Raw genomic sequence first — 19,776 nt, 5'->3', positions numbered from 1 at the left:
GTGGCGCTGCAGTTCGTAGCGGGGCTTCTGTGGCTGACAATGTTGTCTGTCACACTGATCGAGAGTGACGCCTATCGATATGCAACAATTATCTTGATCGTTAGTGTGTTCCTCTTCAGTGCCAATCCGCTTGGCGCGGTATCCCGGGATTGGCTGGCACTTCTGTGCATGGGTTGGGGGGGAGTTGCCCTCTCCAGGTTCGTTTTCGATCTCGCGACAACGGGTGAGAGGGGTGCGTCTGAGTGGCTCTACGCCTTTCCGCTTTTCTTCCCCTTTATGGGTATCGCGCTTAACATGAGCTGGCGCGTTGCCAGCACGGTGTTGCTTGGGTTTTTCTCGGTAGCCCTTTTGCTGCTTCTCGTATCAACACCGTTCTCCATAGTTGCTTCGGGGGAGCGCATCACGCCGCTTTTTCACCACAACTCCATCCACGGTGCCGCTGGCTGCGGCTTCATTTTCATCGGCGCTTATTACTGGGCGCTGCATCAGTGGGAGGTTGGTCGATCGGCGCGGTTCAAGGCAATCGCCCTGTCGATCGCAATCGCAGTGATTTGCCTTGCCCTGTTGAATATCTTTGGCTCCAAGTCCAAGGGCGTTTGGTTCGCATTGATGCCGGCGCTCGCGCTGATGGCTATGGCGACTTTGTATCTGCGCCGAAAAGGACTGCAGGTGGCTGTCGTTAGCGGACTGGTGCTTTTGGGCGGCGCGATCTATCTTGTTCGCGACAATATTGAACGGTTCGGAGCAGCGACATTTGATTCGGTCATCGGTCTGATTGGCAGGGTCGATGGCGGCGCACAGGCGGCTGTCGTTGCGCGTGAGGCAATTTCGTCCGCATCGACACCGCTGTCATTGAATGAGCGGCTGCAGCTCTGGTCCAATGCTCTGGACGTCATCGCTGTTGCGCCAATATTCGGAAGTGGCAACGCCTGGCTAACGATTTGGCGTAGCACTTCGTATGCTTCCGTTCCCTATACGCTTCTTCACAACGGCTACCTCGAAATTCTGGTTCGATACGGTTTCTTCGGTCTGATCGTTTTTGGCACCATCGTCGCGGTTTCGATCTGGCGTGTCCATCGGGCTGCTGCGGCAGGCATCGTCAGCAGGAGTGCGTTCTGCTGTTATCTAACGTTCGCGGTGTATTTTGGCTTCACCATATTGAGCAATTCCAACAACAGGCTTGCTCTCGGTGAGTCCTTCGCGTTGCTTTTTGCAGCCGTTTGCTTCGCTTGCTCCATGAGGCAGAACGCTATGGCGCCTATAGGCGGCGGTCGCCTCAGTTCGGATCCGGCGTCCGATAACAGGCAGAGTGCAACATGATTGCGCACAAGTATGTCCAGCAGATTTTGGACCTGCCGAGGCCGACCAAACGTGCCCTGGCTCTGCTGGTCGACACCTGTTTGTGCGTACTGTCCATTTGGCTAGCATTTTGCTTCCGGCTCAATGACTGGGTAGCTCTCTCCGGAGTTCAACTGCTCACGATCCCGGTTTCGCTAGGCATCGCTTTACCCATTTTCATTTCAATGGGACTATATCGAGCGATTTTCAGGTTTGTTGGCTGGTCGGCATCCATTACCGTGATCAAAGCCGTAAGTATCTACGGGCTGGCGTTCATGGCCGTTTTCACGGCCGTAAGCATTCCCGGGATACCTCGCACCGTGGGGGTACTTCAGCCACTTTTGCTGCTTCTTGCGATAGGGCTTTCACGGTTTACGACGAGGTATTTTCTGTATGAAGCCTATAACCGGATACTGAGGCGGAGTGCTGAGAAGAACATCCTGGTCTACGGCGCAGGCTTCCAGGGTCGGCAGTTCAGCGGTGCGTCGAGTCATAGCGCCGACTTCAGGATCGTTGGCTACCTCGACGACGACAAGAGCTTGCATGGAAGCTTGATTGGCGGGATCAAGGTCTATGACCCGGGCAATATCGTTGATTTGAGTGCGCGGCTGAATGTGCGGACAGTTCTTTTGGCCCTGCCGGAAATCGATCGCACACGCCGAAATCAGATTCTCGAGACGCTGCGCGGTGTGCGTGTCGCTGTCCGCACCGTTCCCGATTTGAATGCGCTTGCCGTTGGACAGCCCCAGTTGGCCGATCTGCAGGAATTGGATCTGGAAGATTTACTGGGTAGGTCTCCGGTCGAGCCGAACCAAGCGCTGTTGGAAAGAAACGTTCGCGGCAAGGTGGTTCTCGTCACAGGTGCCGCTGGTTCCATCGGCAGCGAACTCTGCCGTTGCCTCGCGGACCTGAAGCCCTCGATGCTTCTGCTTCTGGATCAAAGCGAATACGGGCTTTATTCGCTTGAGAATGAGCTGTGCGGCCGCGACCACGTTGATTTTTCGATCGTTCCGCTGCTGGTGGATGTGTGCGATGACCTTCTGATCACGAGAATACTGCAAACGTGGCGACCCGATACTGTTTATCATGCGGCTGCCTACAAGCACGTCCCCCTCGTCGAGCAGAATCCGGTCGCAGGCGTAAAGACCAACGTATTCGGCACCCTTACGGTCGCGAAGGCGGCGATCGCCGCAGGTGTCGGCAGCTTTATCTTGGTCAGTACCGACAAGGCGGTCAGACCGACCAACGTGATGGGAGCAACGAAGCGTCTCGCGGAAATGACCCTTCAGGCGTTGGCGGACGATGGCGCCAAAACGATGCTTGCGATGGTTCGTTTCGGGAATGTCCTCGGATCATCGGGATCGGTTGTGCCTCTGTTTCGTCAACAGATAAGCCACGGCGGACCGATCACGTTGACCCACCCCGATATAACGCGGTTTTTCATGACTGTGCCGGAGGCCGCAAGGTTGGTCATCCAGGCCGGGGCGATGGGCGAGGGTGGAGATGTATTCGTCCTCGACATGGGCGAGCCTGTGAAGGTGATGGATCTGGCGCGCCGCATGGTCGAGCTATCCGGTCTCACCGTCAGAGACGAGCAAAATCCATCTGGAGACATCAGCATCGTAACAACAGGTCTCCGACCGGGTGAGAAGCTCTACGAGGAAACGCTGATTGGCGACAACCCCGAACCGACTGAGCAACCGAAGGTGCTGCGGGCGAGGGAGCGGTTCATGAACTGGGAGATACTAGCCCCGGCACTGGATCGACTGAACGTTCTGGCGGATGACGGCGACGCGGTTGGCTTGCGAAATGTGCTCGGCGAGCTGGTGGAGGGGTATCGTCCCTTCGGGAAAGTGGTTGACTTTGTCTCAATCCGCCAAGAGCGCCCCAATTGACGGTGGCATGTTCCGACCGCTTCCCTCCCGCTGGAGTGAGACTATGTTGCTTGTGACCGGCACGACAGGTTTTGTCGGGCGACATCTGCAGCCGTTGTTGCAACGCCGCAATCTGCCGTTCAGGGCTGTCAGCCGATTGAGCATGGCCGGGCACCTCGCTGTCGGCGACATCAGTGGCAGTACTGATTGGAATGAGGCGCTGGTCGATGTGGATGTTATCGTTCACCTGGCGGCACGAAACCAGAACGTCGTCGAGCGCCCTGTTTCCGATGCGGCGGAATTCACCGCCGTAAACGTCGACGGAACTGTCAACCTTGCGAGGCAGGCCGCGACAAGAGGAGTGAAGCGGTTTGTATTTGTCAGCACCATCAAGGTCAACGGCGAACAAACGGCACCGGGTCAACCGTTCTCGGCAAATGCTCCAGTGTCCCCGAAGACCGCCTATGCCGCCTCCAAGTTCGAGGCGGAACAGCGCCTCGCCGAGATATCGGCGACGTCGGGCATGGAGGTGGTGATTGTTCGGCCGCCGCTCGTCTACGGTCGCGGGGTGGCGGGAAGCTTCGATGCGCTTGTCAGGCTAGTGAAAAGCGGAATGCCGCTGCCGTTTGCATCCATCGATAATCGCAGATCGATCCTGTATGTCGAAAACTTGGCCGATTTGCTCGTATCCGCCGCGCTTCACCCGGCTGCAGCGGGCAACGTCTTGATGCCGGCGGACGAAGCGGCGTTGGCGACGCCGGAGCTTATTCGCCTGATTGCACAGGCTACCGGAAAATCCGTCCGGTTGCTGCCGTGTCCTGCAGGCGTTTTGAGAGGCATAGCGAATTTGACCGGCAAGGGAGACCTGGCCGGCAGGGTTCTTGACAGTTTGGAGGTGGATGCTTCCGAGACCCGCAGGCTGTTGGGATGGACACCGCCGTTTCAAACGCCAGATGCTATCCGGCGTTCAATTTGAGGCAACGCATGCACACCAACGAGACCACGCAACAGCCAAAAGCGCGACGGATTGACAACGGACTTAAGAGACTGTTCGACGTTTGTGCCGCAGCCGCCGGTTTGATCATCCTGTCCCCGGCGTTCGTTGTGCTCGCGGTGCTGATACGAAGGACATCGCCTGGACGCGCGTTTTTCCTGCAAGAGCGCGTGGGGCGCAATGAGGTTCCTTTCATCTGCATCAAGTTCCGCACGATGGTAGCCGGAACGCCTGACGTCGGCTCCCATGACGCAGCGCCGTCGTGGATAACGCCGATTGGCAGAACACTGCGCGCCTACAAGCTCGACGAAATTCCACAGCTTTTGAATGTCCTGAAAGGCGATATGAGCTTGGTCGGCCCTCGGCCTTGCCTGCCAACGCAGGTGAAGGTATTGGCGGCCCGGCGAGCACGCGACGTTTTTTCCGTCAGACCCGGAATTACCGGGCTGGCTCAGCTTAGGGGTATCGATATGTCGACGCCGGAGGAGCTCGCGGAAGCCGATGGCCTTTATGTCCAGACGGCAGGTTTCTGGAGCGATGTGAAACTTATCGTGGCCACGATCGCAGGCGGCGGCACCGGGGACGCGGCAGTTCGATAACGTCGTGTCAATGTCGGGTGGACAAGCTTCGCAAGCGAAGAGCGAGGTTGACCCAATTCAGCATAACGAACGCTGAATTTCCCGAGTGCCGAGGCACCCGCGTAAGACCATAATTTCAAAGGAAAAAGAATGGTGGGCGATGAGAGACTCGAACTCCCGACATCCTCGGTGTAAACGAGGCGCTCTACCAACTGAGCTAATCGCCCTCGATGCTGTGTGCATCGAACATGCAGCGTCTCTACCGACATTGGTAAACGACCGCAAGCATCTTTTTCACGTTTCAGAACATTTTGGCGCCCGAGGCGGCTCTTCCCGACGGCTGGCATTCGTTATAGACAATCAGCGAACAATTCGGAGCAAGAATGACAACGCCAGAACAACGCCTCGCCCTTCGGAAAGCCACACCCCGGACAGCTTTGGACGATATCCACACGGCGCAGGCGCGGCTGCTTCCTGATCGTGGCAAGCTTCTCGATCATCTGCCGAAGCATGGAATCGTGGCCGAGTTGGGTGTCGCAGAAGGCGCGTTTACCGCCGATATCTTGGCACGAAACGAGCCTGAACGACTCTACCTCATCGATCCCTGGGATATGGGACGTTATTCAAGCGGTATCGGTGTGATCAACGAAAGATTCAAGTCGGAGATAGCCGATGGGAGCGTTGTCGTCCGGCAGGGCACCTCGATCGATATGTTGGCCCAATTCGACGATAATGTCTTCGACTGGGTTTACATCGACACAGATCACTCCTTTGCCTTGACGTGGCAAGAGCTGGTGCTGGCCGACCGGAAAGTGAAAACGGACGGACGCATCGCCGGCCACGATTTCTGTACGGGAAATACCGTCAAGCCGGTCGTCTACGGGGTCGTCGAAGCCGTCAACAAGTTTTGCGTGGAGTGCGGATGGCGCTTCGAGTACTTGACATTGGAGCCGGACGCTCATTTTTCATTCTGCTTGCGGCGAATTTAGCCTAAAGGACACAAGCGTCCCGCCTGCTCGTTGGCACCGAGAAGCGGGCCGTTTCAATGATTGGGGCTGAGATTTGCCCGGTCACGGTTTATGCTCGCCTTCTGGGAGGCATCCAGCCGCGACGCTAGTCACGGCACACAGTCCTGTACTTGGTTATTTCATGGTTGTGGCTGCGAACCTGATAAGGCTCCTTCCAACAACGCTGCCTCTCGTAGCGCGAGCCCTCGTAGCGATCGCGATAGTAGCGCGGCGGTGCGCGATAGAGACGAGGAGAGTCGTCGTAGTAGCGGGGGCTATCACCGAACTCAAAGTATATACCCTGGGCGGAAGCCTGTACGGCGCTGAGTAATGTCGCCGCTGCGATTGCGGTGGCCAATAGAAGCTTTTTCATCGGTCTGCTCCAATTCTTCATACACTGAAAACGCTTGGAGAACCCGTTTGTTTCAACGGCCGGAAGGAGCCATGCGTCAGCGCATCAAATCTCGGCGGGACTAATGCGCTGTACCTCTGCGTGCGGCAGCAGCTGTTGAAAGCCAAGGTTAGCGCATCGATACATCGACGCGAATGCCCGCCTCGCGCCGCTTTCCCGGCTGCTGTGCCGTGGCACAAGCGGCATCTGGCGATGGAGCAAGGAACGCTTCGATTGCAAGGGTGTTCGATGCGGTTCGGTTTCTGCCTGAACGCTGCGTTCCTGAGGCCACTCAAAAAACGCCGCCCGAAACGGCGGCGTATCTTTGGCCAAGCGCCCTGCGTCAGAGGAGCCGATCAGTAGCATTCGTTCTGGAAGGTGTCGACGTGGCGTTCCTGCCACCAGTCTGGATAGCAGGTATCCCATCCATTGTCGCGGAAGCGGTGGAATCCCCGATGGTTCAATCGGCCGAAGCTGTGAGTTGTGTTTTCGGCGAAACCATCGTTGTGCATCGCGAAATTCCCGCGGTCATTGCCACCGAAGTGTTCACCACCAATTCCACGGCCAAAACCTCCGCCGAAACCTCCTCCATGGCCGCCTCCTCCATGACCTCCACCGCCGTGGGCCATCGCAGGCGTGGAGGCGACAATGGACGCGATTGCCAGGGTTGCAGCGATCAATCCCGTGGTTGCGGCTTTTCTGAACGACATAGCATTCTCCTTTAGGCGTTATCCGCACCCAACGACGCGCGGATTGTCGAAGAATAATAGCTCACTGCATGCCTGGAGAAATCATACTGAGGTTCAGGCCGACTGATACAAACGCTGCCATCGCGCTTCGGAAAACTCGAGGTGGAGGGCCTTTTCAAACGGGATGCAGCCGGAGATCACTGCGCGCTTTAGCGCAACTCAGTCGGATGAGCGTGGCAATCAGGGTGCAAGCAAACGGCATGATCGGCAGTGTCGCTATTCCGACGGCACGAGATTGTCACCCCTGTCTCTGGAACGATCTTTTACCTATGTCTCCGGGCCGGACATCCCCATCGTGCCCGATTTACTACCTTTGATGTATCAATCATAGGTTTACTCGGACTTGTTGTGCTTGTATCGTTGAGGGGGGAGGCACGAGGATGACTTGCGCGGCTGCCGACAACATGACGCCACCTGTGCCACTAGAGGCGCAGAAAGAAATTCTGTTGAAGTGGGCAGATATTTCCACCGGACAAATAAATGACCTGTGGCTTGCTGGCATAGCATTCCTTGGAATATCGACCTTAGTGCTGGCCCAGGTGCTCAAGGAGGAAAACAAAACTTGGAGGACCTGGTTAGTCGCCATCTTCCTGTCCATCGGGGCCATGGCGGCACTGGCATCCTTGTTCTTCGGATTTAGTGCTAAGGGCGTTGTAGCGCTGACCGTCAGAAACTTGTTGACCGAAGCTAACTGGTGCCAGGAGGTCGACAAATCTCAGTTCAATGCTGTCTGGCAGTTTAATTCCTTGGCGGCCTCGGTCATTTCTTTTGTCATTGCCACACTTTTGGGACTGAGCCGAGTCGGGAAGGCTATTGGGAGCGTTTTCACAAGGGGGTAGAAATGGATAGGAGAAGTTTACTTCTGCTGACGGTGAGTGGTTCTGCACTGCTCGCTGGGCTCCCTTCTCGCGCTCAGGAATTGCCAAGCGTGACCACCGAGACTATCCGGCAAACCCTTTCCAATCCGGATCGACTTGAAGACATGTTTATCGCGGTTGAAACTCTTAGGCTCAACCTCGCGATCGCGATGCAGTCTGCGGAACGCTCTGCCAACGCGATGGTCCGCAATGGATTCGATTCGTTCGCGCGCCTGCGCGACCAGATTCGACAGAATGTTCAGGTGATTGTGGATAGTATCACGACCGAAGCCCTCGATCTCGGGGAGGCTGCCGGTGCTGCAGTTCGTGACATCGCGCGGCAAATAGCGGAGGCGGGCATAAGCGCAGGATCCGTCATTTATGAATACCTGATGCTCAAATATCAGGAGTTCCTGATAGCCGCAAAGAGCGTCGGCGTGGATGTAAACTCTTGGATGTGCGAGACCCAGCCATTTAACTACTACTGCCGTCGTTAGTGAGCAGCCGTGGCGGCCCAAGCTAAAGCCGAAGAGCAGAAATGGCGGATATTCTGGGTGACTGTATTTTAAGGAGAAGAATGGTGCCGCTTAGGTGACTCGAACACCTGACCCCGTCATTACGAATGACGTGCTCTACCGACTGAGCTAAAGCGGCAATTTCCGCGACACAAACATGCTGGCCGCGACTTGCACGGCGCTGATACAGCCATTGATTGGAGATTTCAAGCGTCCAGTTCGGTCTTCCGCAAAAAAGCAGCTGCTTGCGGAGGAGCCATGGATGGACTTAGAGCGACAGCCGCGCGCGGGCCGCCCGGTATTCGTCTTCAAGTCGATCGACAAGCGCTCCGACGCGTTCGATCGACTTGATGGCGCCGATACCCTGGCCGCTGCCCCAGATATCCTTCCAGGCCTTGGCGCCGCCGACGGCCTGTTCGAAATCCATCTTCGAAGGGTCAGCGACCGGCAGGTCGTCCGGATTAAGGCCGGCCGCCTTGACCGACGGCCTCAGATAATTGCCGTGCACGCCGGTGAAGTAGTTGGAGTAGACGATGTCACTGGCTGCGCCCTGGACGATTGCCTGCTTGTACGCGTCCGATGCGCGAGCCTCCTCCGTGGCGATGAAGGGCGTGCCGATATAGGCCATGTCCGCCCCCATCGCTTGAGCGGCTAGGATGGCGCCGCCATTGGCGATGGCGCCCGCAAGCAGCAGGGGGCCATCGAACCATTCGCGTATTTCCTGGATCAGCGCAAAGGGTGAAAGGGTGCCGGCATGTCCGCCGGCGCCCGCCGCAACGGCGATCAGGCCATCTGCCCCCTTGCGGATGGCGGAATTCGCATGACGGTTGTTGACGACGTCGTGGAGCACGATCCCTCCATAGGAATGCACCGCTGCATTGACTTCGGGAACGGCGCCGAGCGACGAAATCACGATTGGCACCCGGTATTTCACGCAGAGCCCTAGATCGTGTTCCAGCCGCTTGTTCGACATGTGGACGATCTGGTTGACGGCAAAAGGGGCTGCCAGTCGTTCCGGATGCGTCCTGTCATGAGCGGCAAGATCCTCTGTCATCATCGCCAGCCATTCATCCAGTTGGCTCTCCGGCCGCGCGTTTAGCGCCGGAAAGCTGCCGACGATGCCCGCCCTGCATTGAGCGAGCGTCAGGGCAGGGTGCGAGACGATGAAGAGTGGCGAGGCGACGACCGGCAATCGAAGATTCTGCGTCAGGATCGGGGGCAGGGCCATGGGACACCAAATAATTGACGTTTACGAAAACGTCAATTTGATAGCAGATGCTTGTCGGCAGGAAAAGGCCGGCCTATCGATTCCGAAAATATCGGCTATTGTCATCAAGGCTTGAGGTTGTTTGGGGCGCCCGACCCTTATCCCCTGCCGGATTCGGAGCTCAGGCCGTCTGAGGGTTGCGGTTTGAAGCGTCAGCGGGTACCGGATTTAATGAAGTGTCAAGCATGATGCCCTGTCTCAGAGTGAAGGACCGGACGTGAGCGGATTAGAAACGGCCATCAGAACGGCACTCGACAATGCCGATCGCGACAATCCCGAGGTCCGAGCCAAGATTTACCAATCCGCGCGCCAGGCGCTGGAGGCGGGGCTTCGCAAACAGGACATCACTGACGGCGAGGCGGTCTCTTTTCATCGCCACAGGCTTGAGACGACCATTCACATGATCGAGGCGGAGGAGCGCGAGCGTATGCATCCGCGACAAGGTCCCCCGGAGGTGCCGGTGCCACCGGTCGTAGAGGTGCCGAAGCCGATCGTTCATTCCGTGACCGACAATACGGCGAGCATGGCGGTTGGTGGCGAGACCCGCGGGCATGCCGTGGAGGATCCGCGCTTTGACGACGAGTCCAGTCTTGCGGGCGTGCATGCCGGTAGCGGTGACCATCTCGGCGCCGCGCCGCCGCTGGCATCTGAAGCCGTCGCGGAGGAAAGACGGCCCGCCAATATGGATTTCCGGCCGGAGCGGGCCGCTGGCCGTCGCAAGCCGCGCAAGTTCTTTTCCCGGCTTCTGGTGTGGTGCGTGCTTCTCGCCTTCGTCGGGATGGGGGCATGGTGGGTTTACACCTCGGGCCTGCTGATGACCGCTGCCGAGCGCGACACCAGTGTGGCCAATCCCCCAGCGAGCACGCAGCCGGAGGACTTTGATGGTGCCGACGATGACAACACCGGAGAGGCGTCGTCCGGCGGTGCCTCCCCCGTGACCATCGATCCGCAGAACTCCTTCTCCGCGGACTGGATAGAGATATTCAAGCCGTCCGACACCGACAAGATAAAGACGGGCGCTCAGGCCCGAACTGAGAATGTCGCAGAAAGCGACGGGCCCGCGGTGCGTTTGATTTCCCAAAGCAACGGCAGCGACGGTAACGTCGGGATCGTGGTTCCAGCCGATGTGCTGACGCAGCTGGCCGGCAAGTCGTCGACGATCGCAATCACGTTGCAGTCGACTTCGGACGAGCCGACGCAGATCACCGTCGAGTGCGATTTCCAATCGCTCGGGGACTGCGCGCGCCATCGCTTCGATGTCACGCGACAGAAGTCCGATGTTCTGCTTCAGGTGCGCTTCGACCGCTCGCTGGCGCCGACCTCTCCGGGTAGCCTGTTGATCAACAGCGACGTGGACGGCAAGGCGCGGGGCGTCAACCTCTACGCAGTGCGCGTCCTGCCGGGGCAATAGGCTATTTCAGGAAACCCGGTCCCGAACCGATTATCTTGTCGTCGAGTTTGCCGATCGCGTCTTTGTCCTTGGCGTCATAGTCGAGCGTCTTCAACATATGGCGAACCAGGTTGAGCCGCGCGCGCCGCTTGTCGTTGGCGTGGATCACCGTCCACGGGGCATACTCAGTGTGCGTTTCCTTGAGCATCCGATCACGCTTCTCGCTGTAGTCACCCCACTTTGTCAGCGCGGCAATGTCCATCGAGGACAGCTTCCAGACTTTCAGTGGATCGTGCCTCCGGTCATGGAATCGCTTAAGCTGCATTTCCCGGCCGATATCCAGGTAGAACTTGAAGAAAAATATGCCTTCGTGCGCGATGACTTTCTCGATCTGTGGCGCCTGCACGAGAAAATCCGCGTACTGCTTTGGCGTACAAAATCCCATGACGGGCTCGACGCCGGCGCGGTTGTACCAGGAGCGATCGAAGAGAACGAATTCGCCGGCCGTCGGAAACTGGGCGATGTAGCGCTGGAAATACCACTGGCCAGCCTCACGATCCGTCGGCTTCGTTAGCGCGACAACACGAGAGAGGCGGGGATTCATATGGGCCGATGAAGAGGAAATCGCCCCTCCCTTGCCTGCGGCATCACGACCCTCGAAGAGTGCCATGACGCGCTTGCCGGTTGCCTGCAGCCAGAACTGAACCTTGACCAGCTCTATCTGCAACTTCTGCAACTGCTCGAGGTATTCGTCTTCCTTGAGCTTCTTGTTGTATGGGAAGTCGCCGGACTGAAGCGCGGCTTCGTCTATCCAGTCCGGCAGGACCGGATCATCGACGTCGAAGACACGTTTTTTGCCGCGAATGTCCAGTTCGACGGCTCTGCTTTCGACTTCATCGGCCATGGCTTCTCCCTTCGGGCTTCGTTCGCAGCAGGCGACCATATTTCTCGTTGAAAATCAAATCGGTTGCTGGTCAAAAAAATGCTGTGCGTTTCCTCACGCGTGTCTCGATTGTTGGCCGCTGTCGAAAACTTCTGTCATGAATTGCAGGTATCAGGCAGAGTTTGAAGTCGGAAAGTACGAATCGACGTCGCAACGGGGCGGTTGGAATACGAAATGCCATGGACACGAAGCCTGATCGCTCGCATTCGGCAGGAGCGCCCGGTACTGCTGATGAGCCTGCTGATTGCATTGATCGCCCTGGCTGCTGGCGTGAACGGATGGGCCGTGCTGGGCCTTTGGGTAGCACTGATCATCACCGCACTATGGCATGCGACCCCGGTGGCCAACGAGGTGCCGCTTGAGCCGGTCGGTGAAGATGTCGAGGCCGCTCGCAGCCTCTTGCCGGAGGTTTCCGCAACGCTCGCCGCTCTCGATATCCCTGTAATGGTGCTCTCCGGAGACGCGTCGGTGCTCTATCAGAACCGGGCAGCGGAAAAAGCCTTTGGTGAAATGACGATCGGCGCGCACATATCCGCCCGGCTACGCTCGCCGGGCATTCTGGACATGATGCGAGAGACGATTGCTACGAACGCGCCAAACCAGATAGAGCATTCCGAACGCCTACCTTCCGAGCGTGTCTATATCGTTCGCAGTGCGCCTGTGGATCTCGGCGACGGCCAGCCGACGAGCGAGCGCTTTTTCGTTCTCTCTTTTCGCGATATTTCCGAAGTGCGGCGTATCGACCGCATGCGCTCGGATTTTGTCGCCAATGCAAGCCACGAACTGCGAACGCCGCTGGCGTCCCTGCGCGGGTTTATTGAGACGATACAGGGGCCGGCAAAAAACGACCCTAGGGCACAGGAGCGCTTTCTGGGGATCATGCTGGATCAGGCCACGCGCATGAGCCGCCTTGTGGACGATCTGCTTTCCCTGTCGCGTCTGGAGCTGAAGTCGCACATCGCGCCGGACGAGAAGGTCGATCTCGTTCCATTGCTCGGTCACGTAAAGGATTCCCTGATGCCGCTCGCCAACGACGTCGGCGTCGAAATTGCGCTACACCTCCCGGATGGCAAGGCAGAGGTTCTCGGAGACCGCGACGAACTCGTGCAAGTGTTTGAGAATCTGATGGAAAATGCCTGCAAATACGGACAGGAAGGCAAGACTGTCGATGTCTTTCTGCGCAATAATCAGGGCCAGCCGGTCGAGGTCACTATCGTTGACCAGGGACCAGGAATCCCTGCCGAGCATGTGCCGCGTCTGACGGAGCGGTTTTATCGGGTCAGCATCGAAGACAGCCGCTCGAAAAAAGGGACTGGCCTCGGTCTTGCAATCGTCAAGCATATCCTGACGCGCCATCGCGCACGCCTTATTGTGAAGTCCGAAGTTGGCACGGGAACACGCTTTACCGTGCGATTTTGACGTAAAGCCGAATTGATCTGCAAGACGGTCGACGTTACCCTTCCTATCGGCCAGAAGGGCGGGCGGCTGGCGTCGTGCCTCGGGGCGCTCGCGTTCCGGTTTCCGATCGCAAAACGTTTTTCCGCTAGCCATGCTGTATCGCCCGAAGCTTGACCATTTCGCAGCGCTGGAATTTAATGGAATCCCAATAATTTCAAGAACTTATCAATTAAAAAAACGGGCCACTGGGCCCGTTTCTGTTTCTTATCCGGCTTTCCGGTTCATGCGACCCGGTTGGCGGCCTTGCGACGTTCGTTCACCGGCTGGTAGGCCATGCGCTGGTGATAGGTGCAATAGGGTGAGGAATCCGGGGATTCGCAACCGCAGAAGTGAAAGTCATCGGTCAGCGGATCGCCAACCGGCCACTTGCAGGTGCGCTCGGTTAGTTCCGTGAGGCCGAGGCGGCGCGAGATCGGAACGACAACGTTCGAAGCGGGACGGAACCTGACTTCCTCGATCGCACCGACTTCGATCTCTTCCTTCAGCATCGTCGCGCCCTGCTGGCGGGTTACGGTGCGGGTGGTGATCCTAGATGCATAGTTGGGAGCGCGCGGCGCAGTCGTCGTGCGCTTAGGCGTTCTTGTCGCGCTGGATGTCCCGCCGGCTTTGGCCCGGCCTGGCAGGCACAAACGGTGCACCTTGCCGATAACGGCGTTCCGGCTTACGCCGCCAAGTTGTGCTGCGATCTGGCTGGCGCTGAGGCCCTCGGACCAAAGCTTCTTGAGTTTTTCAACGCGCTCGTCTGTCCAGTTCATGCCCCTGTCTCCGCCTTATTTGCGTTGGTGTAGGCAGAATCCTTCACCGTTGCCCCGGACGCATCCGAAGCAAGAAACGCTCGCTCGATTGTGGTGACTAGTTCCGCCGCATGCAGTCTAGTAATTGAGTTTTAACCTAGTGTGAGGCTGACTCCGTGACAAGAGTCGGTTGAATCCCGGCGAATCGAATTCGAGGTTTTCCCCAACTTGCTGGACGGGAGAGTCATTTCTGCAACATTAATTGTTGATAGGCCCGGCCGCCGCCAATGGCAGCTTGACGCATGCGGAAAAACCTCAGTTTTGTTGACATTGCAGTGCGAAAAGTAAATAGTGCTGCCTGCCGCCGAAAGGCGGCATTTTTAATTTTTCGGACCTGCTTTTTAGCCGGAGTCCGGTTGCTGATAGCTAGATACAGGAGATCGCGCCATGGCTGAAGCCGCGCTTTACGACACCTACTCTCGTGCCCCTTTGCGGTTCGAGCGAGGAGAGGGCGTGTGGCTGATCACCGAAACCGGCGAACGATATCTTGATTTTGGTGCAGGCGTTGCGGTGACCTCCGTCGGCCACGGCCACGCGCATGTCGTAGGCGCGCTGAAGGAGCAGGCGGACAAGGTCTGGCACCTGTCCAACATCTATGAGATTCCGGGACAGGAGGTGTTCGCCAGGCGTTTGACCAGCGCAACCTTCGCGGACAAGGTGTTCTTCACCAACTCGGGCGCAGAAGCCCTGGAATGCGCGATCAAGACCGCGCGGCGCTACCAGTATTCCAAGGGTCATCCCAAGCGGTTTCACATCATCACGTTCGAGGGTGCGTTCCATGGCCGTACGCTGGCGACAATCGCAGCGGGCGGGCAGGAAAAGTATCTCGAGGGGTTCGGTCCCAAGGCTCCTGGCTTCGATCAGGTCCCGTTTGGTGATCTCGATGCCGTTCGCGCCGCGGTCACGGACCAAACGGCTGCCATTCTGATCGAGCCCGTACAGGGCGAGGGCGGTATTCGTCCTGCCAGCAACGAATTCATGAAGGCGCTGCGCCAGCTACGTGACGAGAAGGGCCTGTTGCTGATCCTCGACGAAGTGCAGAGCGGCATCGGCCGCACCGGCAAGCTCTTCGCCCACGAGTGGTCGGGCATTGCGCCCGATATCATGGCAGTCGCCAAGGGGATCGGCGGTGGCTTCCCGCTTGGTGCCTGCCTTGCCACGGCTGAAGCGGCGTCGGGCATGAAGGCCGGCACGCACGGGTCGACCTATGGCGGTAATCCGCTTGCCATGGCGGTCGGCAATGCCGTGCTCGACGTCGTTCTAGAGGATGGGTTCCTGCAGCACATTCGTGACGTTTCCCTGGTCTTCCGCCAAGGGCTGGCTTCGTTGAAGGATCGCTTCCCGGATGTCATCGAGGATGTCCGCGGCGAAGGCCTGATGCTCGGTGTCAAAGCGGCCGTGCCTGCCGTTGAATTGCTGCAGGCGATGCGGGCGGCTCATCTGTTGGCTATTCCGGCCGGAGACAACGTGATCCGTCTCCTTCCGCCCCTGGTCGTTACGGCAGACGAAGCCCGCGAAGGCCTCGCCCGACTGGAGCGCGCCGCCGAGAGCGTGCGCGCATCCAAGATCAAGAAGACGGCTTGAACGGAAAGGTACCCGGCCGAGTGCCGGGCGTGATAGGTTAAGACACATGGCTTCCCCCAAACATTTTCTCGATCTCTCTGCGGTAACTTCATCGGACCTGCGGGTGATCATGAACGATGCGCTTGCCCGCAAGCAGGCTTTCAAGGCCGGCCAGGGCGATAAGCCGCTCGCCGGCAAGATGCTGGCGATGATCTTCGAAAAGCCATCCACCCGCACGCGCGTCTCCTTCGACGTCGGCATGCGCCAGCTGGGCGGCGAGACACTGTTTCTCTCGGGCACCGAGATGCAGCTCGGTCGCGCCGAGACGATCGGCGATACGGCGAAAGTGCTGTCGCGCTACGTCGATGCGATCATGATCCGCACGACGGAACACTCGCGCCTGCTGGAGCTTGCCGAGCATGCGACCGTTCCGGTCATCAATGCGCTGACGGACGACACGCATCCGTGCCAGATCATGGCTGATATCATGACCTTCGAAGAGCATCGCGGGCCGATCAAGGGCAAGACGGTTGCCTGGACGGGCGACGGCAACAACGTGCTGCACTCGTTGATCGAGGGATCCGCCCGGTTTGGCTATCGCATGAACATGGCTGTGCCTCTTGGTTCCGAGCCGAAGGATCACTATCTGAACTGGGCCCGCAATGAGGGCGCCGAAATCATGCTTGGTCACGATGCAGACCGGGCGGTCAGCGGCGTCGATTGCGTGGTGACCGATACCTGGGTCTCCATGAATCAGGAACATCGGGCTCGGGGTCACAACGTTTTCCAGCCTTATCAGGTCAATTCGGCTTTGATGGCACAGGCCGGCAAGGATGCATTGTTCATGCATTGCCTGCCTGCCCATCGTGGTGAGGAAGTCACGGACGAAGTGATCGACGGCCCGCAATCCGTGGTCTTCGATGAGGCGGAAAACCGTCTTCATGCGCAGAAGTCGATTCTTGCTTGGTGCCTGGGCGCGATCTGAACCATAATGGACGCCACATTCGGCCGGAAGGGCCGGTGGCCGCGCAGGCGGATGGGCACTCTTGTCTGCCGCTCTGACTACTAGGAGAAAACCATGGCAGAGACTGCAACCGCTCTCGGCGAGTTCGATTTCGCCGGCGACGATCATGTCGTTCCGTTTCAGGTCGAAGGCCTGGATGTTCGCGGTCGTGCCGTTCAGCTCGGGCCGATGCTGGACACAATTCTCGAGCGCCACAACTATCCCGCACCCGTCGCCCGGTTGCTCGCCGAAGTCGTCGTTCTGACGGTTCTGCTCGGCACCTCGTTGAAATTCGATGGCAAGTTCACCGTTCAGACCAAGGGCGACGGTCCCGTGGACCTGCTCGTCGCCGATTTCTCGACGCCGGAGAATGTGCGAGCCTATGCACGCTTCGATCAGTCCCTGCTGGAGAAGGCGATAGCGGCCGGCGAAACCGAGCCGGAACAGCTGCTTGGCAGCGGCATGCTTGCGTTTACCATCGATCAGGGCAAGTTTAGTCAACCGTATCAGGGGATAGTCGCTCTCGATGGCGCAACGCTCGAGGACATAGCCGGCACATATTTCCGTCAATCCGAACAGATTCCGACGCGTGTGCGTTTGGCCGCAGCCGAACTTTTTGATCGTGACGAGGCCGGAAAGCCGCGCCATCGCTGGCGCGCGGGCGGTCTTGTCGCCCAGTTCCTGCCTGAAGCACCCGAGCGCATGCGTCCAGCCGACCTGCACGGCGGTGACGGCGACACGAGCCCGCGTCGGCACAACGAGGACGATGCGTGGTCGGAAGCCCGCTCGCTGGTCGAGACGATCGACGCCGACGAATTGACTGATCCGCTGGTGGGAACCGAGCGGCTCCTCTTCCGTTTGTTTCATGAGCGCGGTGTGCGGGTATATGAACCCCGCGCGGTTTTCGATCGCTGTTCGTGCTCGCGGGAGAAGATCAAGGGGGTCCTGAAGGGATTTTCGGCCGAGGAGATCGACGCCAGCCAGGAGGACGGACAGATCGCCGTCACCTGCGAATTCTGCTCGACGACTTACCGATTTGCGGCCGAGGAAATCTCCCAGGCCGCGGAGATCAGTTCAGGATCCTGAGCAGCCCCGGAGAATCCAGGGAGAAGGCGGGTATTTCCACGTCGAAAAGTTCGCCTTCGTCCGTTTCCATCTGATAGTGGCCGAACATAAGGCCGGATGGCGTGTCCAGCGGGCAACCGGAGGAATACTCGTAGGTGTCGCCCGGGCTGAGCCGCGGCTGCTCGCCGACGACACCCGCCCCCGTAACCTCGTCGACGATGCCGTTCTGATCGGTGATGTTCCAGTAACGGTTCACGAGGCGCACGGTTGTACTCGACTTGTTGCTGATGACGATCCGGTAGCCCCAGACATAGCGGTCGTCCTCCGGATCGGATTGCTCCTCCAGATAAAAGGGTTCGACGACGACTTCAATGTCTCGTGTGAGGGCGCGATACATGCCTGCACCTTAGTCAGAATACGTTACTGGTATCTTATAAGAGGCATCATCCGTCAACAAACGGAGAGAGGATCCTCTGTTAAATCCAAGTAATGGCGGCAGGTTTCGCGTATTAAGCCTAATTTTGGACCCGAGACGACCCGAAGACGATGGTCGGCTAGGCGCATGGCGCCGGTCGGATTTCTGACGAGATCCGACCGGCTTGACCTTCTTAAGCAATCACCTTGGAGAGTGCCTGCGCGAAGTCTTCGATCAGGTCGTCGGTATCCTCGATCCCGGCCGACAGGCGAACCGTGCCTGGGGAAATGCCAAGCTCTGCCCGGGCTTCGTCCGTGAGGTTCTTGTGGGTGGTTGTCGCGGGATGCGTGATAAGGCTTTTGGCATCGCCGAGATTGTTGGAAATCTTGACGATGTCGAGCGCATTCTGCAACGCGAACGCCGCTTCCTTTCCGCCCTTCAGCTCGATCGCAACCAGCGTCGAACCGCCCTTCATCTGCCTGGCGACGATATCGGCCTGCGGATGGTCCTTGCGGCCGGGATAGATGACCTTGGCGACCTGCTTCTGGTCAGCCAGGAAATCCGCTATCTTGGCGGCATTTGCGGTTTGCTGGCTGACGCGCAGCGGCAGCGTCTCAAGCCCCTTCAGAAGCGTCCAGGCCGTAAACGGCGACATCGCCGGGCCAGTGTGGCGATAATAATCCTGCAGATGTTCAGTCACCCATTCCTTGTCGGACAGGATTACGCCACCGAGGCTGCGCCCCTGGCCATCGATGTGCTTCGTTGCCGAGTAGACGACGATATGAGCACCTAGCTCCAACGGCTGCTGAAAGATCGGCGTGGCAAAGACGTTGTCCACCACGACCTTGGCGCCGATCTGGTTGGCGAGCTTGGCAACGCCTGCAATGTCGACCACTTCCAGCGTCGGGTTGGTCGGGCTCTCCAGGAAGAAGACCTTGGTGTTGGGCTGGATTGCCTTCTCCCAGTTTTCGAGATAGCGCCCATCGACCAGAGTGCATTCGATGCCGTACTTGGGTGCGAGCGTCTCCACAACCCATCGGCAGGAGCCGAACAGCGCACGCGCAGCGACGATGTGGTCGCCCGCCTTGACTTGGCAGAGAATGGCCGCGGTGACGGCCGCCATGCCGGACGCGGTCGCACGGGCCTCCTCCGCACCCTCCAGCGCGCACATGCGCTTCTCGAACATATCGTTGGTGGGGCTGCCGTAGCGGGCGTAGATATAGCCTTCCGATTCACCCTTGAAACGCGCCTCGGCGGCTTCCGCCGTCTCGTAGACGAAGCCCTGCGTGAGGTAGATTGCCTCGGAGGTCTCGCCATATTGCGAGCGGAGCGTGCCGCTGTGAACGAGTTGGGTTGCCGGGCGCCAAGTCTTGCTCATGCCATCACCACTTTCAAACAACAAAAAAACCGGTCGCGAAAAGCAGACCGGTTTGCACCCGGTCCTTTTAGCCACTTGTTTAACGTGGCTGCAAGCCGACCGGCCAAATCACCACGGGATAAAATTGCAATACTGCCGTTCAAAGCTTGCGTCAATTCCCCGAGTTTGGTTTTGTCTGCGGCAAATTATGGATGGGG

Annotated in this window: 18 protein-coding genes, 2 tRNA genes and 1 riboswitch; of the genes, 12 read left to right on the top strand and 8 right to left on the bottom strand. The window is 58.4% G+C overall.

What is annotated here, in order from left to right; all coding sequences use genetic code 11:
• Genes ASC90_RS00605 through ASC90_RS00590 form a run of 4 tightly spaced genes read left to right on the top strand, consistent with a single transcriptional unit; the run spans window position 1 to window position 4,805 of the window.
• Entirely contained in the window at window positions 1-1,320 is a 1,320-nt protein-coding gene (locus ASC90_RS00605) for an O-antigen ligase family protein (RefSeq protein WP_056534251.1), read from the top strand.
• Complete coding sequence (locus ASC90_RS00600; RefSeq protein ID WP_056534249.1) at window positions 1,317-3,233, top strand: nucleoside-diphosphate sugar epimerase/dehydratase; 1,917 nt, start codon at window positions 1,317-1,319, stop codon at window positions 3,231-3,233. Before ASC90_RS00605 ends, ASC90_RS00600 begins: the two co-directional genes overlap by 4 nt.
• A gap of 43 nt (window positions 3,234-3,276) precedes the next feature.
• Window positions 3,277-4,188 carry an NAD-dependent epimerase/dehydratase family protein gene (locus ASC90_RS00595; RefSeq protein ID WP_056534246.1) on the top strand — a complete coding sequence of 304 codons (912 nt, stop codon included), beginning with the start codon at window positions 3,277-3,279 and terminating at the stop codon, window positions 4,186-4,188.
• Window positions 4,189-4,196: 8 nt separating this feature from the next.
• Window positions 4,197-4,805 carry a sugar transferase gene (locus ASC90_RS00590; protein WP_056534244.1) on the top strand — a complete coding sequence of 203 codons (609 nt, stop codon included), beginning with the start codon at window positions 4,197-4,199 and terminating at the stop codon, window positions 4,803-4,805.
• 130 nt (window positions 4,806-4,935) lie between these two features.
• On the opposite strand, the gene ASC90_RS00585 is transcribed toward ASC90_RS00590, so the two are convergent.
• Window positions 4,936-5,011: transfer RNA gene (locus ASC90_RS00585), tRNA-Val, on the bottom strand.
• A 156-nt stretch (window positions 5,012-5,167) separates the two neighbouring features.
• Here ASC90_RS00585 and ASC90_RS00580 point away from each other — a divergent pair.
• A complete protein-coding gene (locus ASC90_RS00580) occupies window positions 5,168-5,773 on the top strand; it encodes a class I SAM-dependent methyltransferase (protein ID WP_056534242.1) in 606 nt (201 codons plus the stop codon).
• Between the two features lie 765 nt (window positions 5,774-6,538).
• Here the strand turns inward: ASC90_RS00580 and ASC90_RS00570 are convergent.
• Entirely contained in the window at window positions 6,539-6,892 is a 354-nt protein-coding gene (locus ASC90_RS00570; RefSeq protein WP_056534238.1) for a hypothetical protein, read from the bottom strand.
• Between the two features lie 419 nt (window positions 6,893-7,311).
• Between ASC90_RS00570 and ASC90_RS00565 the strand changes: the two genes are divergently transcribed.
• Both ASC90_RS00565 and ASC90_RS00560 read left to right on the top strand, forming a co-directional pair.
• Complete coding sequence (locus ASC90_RS00565; RefSeq protein WP_056534236.1) at window positions 7,312-7,770, top strand: hypothetical protein; 459 nt, start codon at window positions 7,312-7,314, stop codon at window positions 7,768-7,770.
• Between the two features lie 2 nt (window positions 7,771-7,772).
• Window positions 7,773-8,285 (top strand): hypothetical protein, encoded by a 513-nt coding sequence (locus ASC90_RS00560; RefSeq protein WP_056534234.1) that lies wholly within the window; start codon window positions 7,773-7,775, stop codon window positions 8,283-8,285.
• 81 nt (window positions 8,286-8,366) lie between these two features.
• Here ASC90_RS00560 and ASC90_RS00555 read toward each other — a convergent pair.
• Window positions 8,367-8,442, bottom strand: a tRNA-Thr gene (locus tag ASC90_RS00555).
• Between the two features lie 129 nt (window positions 8,443-8,571).
• Window positions 8,572-9,531 carry a nitronate monooxygenase family protein gene (locus ASC90_RS00550; RefSeq protein WP_056534232.1) on the bottom strand — a complete coding sequence of 320 codons (960 nt, stop codon included), beginning with the start codon at window positions 9,529-9,531 and terminating at the stop codon, window positions 8,572-8,574.
• 256 nt (window positions 9,532-9,787) lie between these two features.
• On the opposite strand from ASC90_RS00550, the gene ASC90_RS00545 reads away from it, so the two are divergent.
• The gene (locus ASC90_RS00545) at window positions 9,788-10,981 is read left to right on the top strand and encodes a hypothetical protein (protein WP_056534230.1); all 1,194 of its coding nucleotides are present in this window, start codon (window positions 9,788-9,790) and stop codon (window positions 10,979-10,981) included.
• A 1-nt stretch (window position 10,982) separates the two neighbouring features.
• Here the strand turns inward: ASC90_RS00545 and ppk2 are convergent, their stop codons facing one another.
• Complete coding sequence (gene ppk2, locus ASC90_RS00540) at window positions 10,983-11,864, bottom strand: polyphosphate kinase 2 (protein ID WP_056534229.1); 882 nt, start codon at window positions 11,862-11,864, stop codon at window positions 10,983-10,985.
• Between the two features lie 234 nt (window positions 11,865-12,098).
• On the opposite strand from ppk2, the gene phoR reads away from it, so the two are divergent.
• On the top strand, window positions 12,099-13,322 hold the full coding sequence (gene phoR / locus ASC90_RS00535) for a phosphate regulon sensor histidine kinase PhoR (RefSeq protein ID WP_056535180.1): 1,224 nt from the start codon (window positions 12,099-12,101) through the stop codon (window positions 13,320-13,322).
• 260 nt (window positions 13,323-13,582) lie between these two features.
• Here the strand turns inward: phoR and ASC90_RS00530 are convergent, their stop codons facing one another.
• Window positions 13,583-14,116, bottom strand: a complete 534-nt coding sequence (locus tag ASC90_RS00530; protein WP_056534227.1) for a GcrA family cell cycle regulator — start codon at window positions 14,114-14,116, stop codon at window positions 13,583-13,585.
• Between the two features lie 426 nt (window positions 14,117-14,542).
• Between ASC90_RS00530 and ASC90_RS00525 the strand changes: the two genes are divergently transcribed.
• The 3 genes from ASC90_RS00525 (at window position 14,543) to ASC90_RS00515 (ending at window position 17,807) form a co-directional block, all read left to right on the top strand.
• The gene (locus ASC90_RS00525; protein ID WP_056534225.1) at window positions 14,543-15,739 is read left to right on the top strand and encodes an aspartate aminotransferase family protein; all 1,197 of its coding nucleotides are present in this window, start codon (window positions 14,543-14,545) and stop codon (window positions 15,737-15,739) included.
• 46 nt (window positions 15,740-15,785) lie between these two features.
• Window positions 15,786-16,703: an ornithine carbamoyltransferase gene (argF, locus tag ASC90_RS00520; RefSeq protein WP_056534223.1), complete on the top strand. Its 918-nt coding sequence runs from the start codon at window positions 15,786-15,788 to the stop codon at window positions 16,701-16,703.
• Between the two features lie 93 nt (window positions 16,704-16,796).
• Window positions 16,797-17,807 (top strand): Hsp33 family molecular chaperone, encoded by a 1,011-nt coding sequence (locus ASC90_RS00515; protein WP_056534221.1) that lies wholly within the window; start codon window positions 16,797-16,799, stop codon window positions 17,805-17,807.
• Here the strand turns inward: ASC90_RS00515 and apaG are convergent.
• Window positions 17,791-18,183, bottom strand: a complete 393-nt coding sequence (apaG, locus tag ASC90_RS00510) for a Co2+/Mg2+ efflux protein ApaG (protein ID WP_056534219.1) — start codon at window positions 18,181-18,183, stop codon at window positions 17,791-17,793. The genes ASC90_RS00515 and apaG overlap by 17 nt on opposite strands.
• Before the next feature lie 211 nt (window positions 18,184-18,394).
• A complete protein-coding gene (locus ASC90_RS00505; protein WP_056534217.1) occupies window positions 18,395-19,579 on the bottom strand; it encodes an O-succinylhomoserine sulfhydrylase in 1,185 nt (394 codons plus the stop codon).
• Between the two features lie 46 nt (window positions 19,580-19,625).
• Window positions 19,626-19,704, bottom strand: a riboswitch (SAM riboswitch).
• Window positions 19,705-19,776: the final 72 nt, after the last annotated feature.

Origin of the sequence: Rhizobium sp. Root1220 (genome assembly GCF_001426265.1) — a bacterium.
Taxonomy (GTDB): domain Bacteria; phylum Pseudomonadota; class Alphaproteobacteria; order Rhizobiales; family Rhizobiaceae; genus Rhizobium.
The sequence above is the reverse complement of the archived record's forward strand: the minus strand, read 5'-3'. Positions and strand labels throughout refer to the sequence as shown.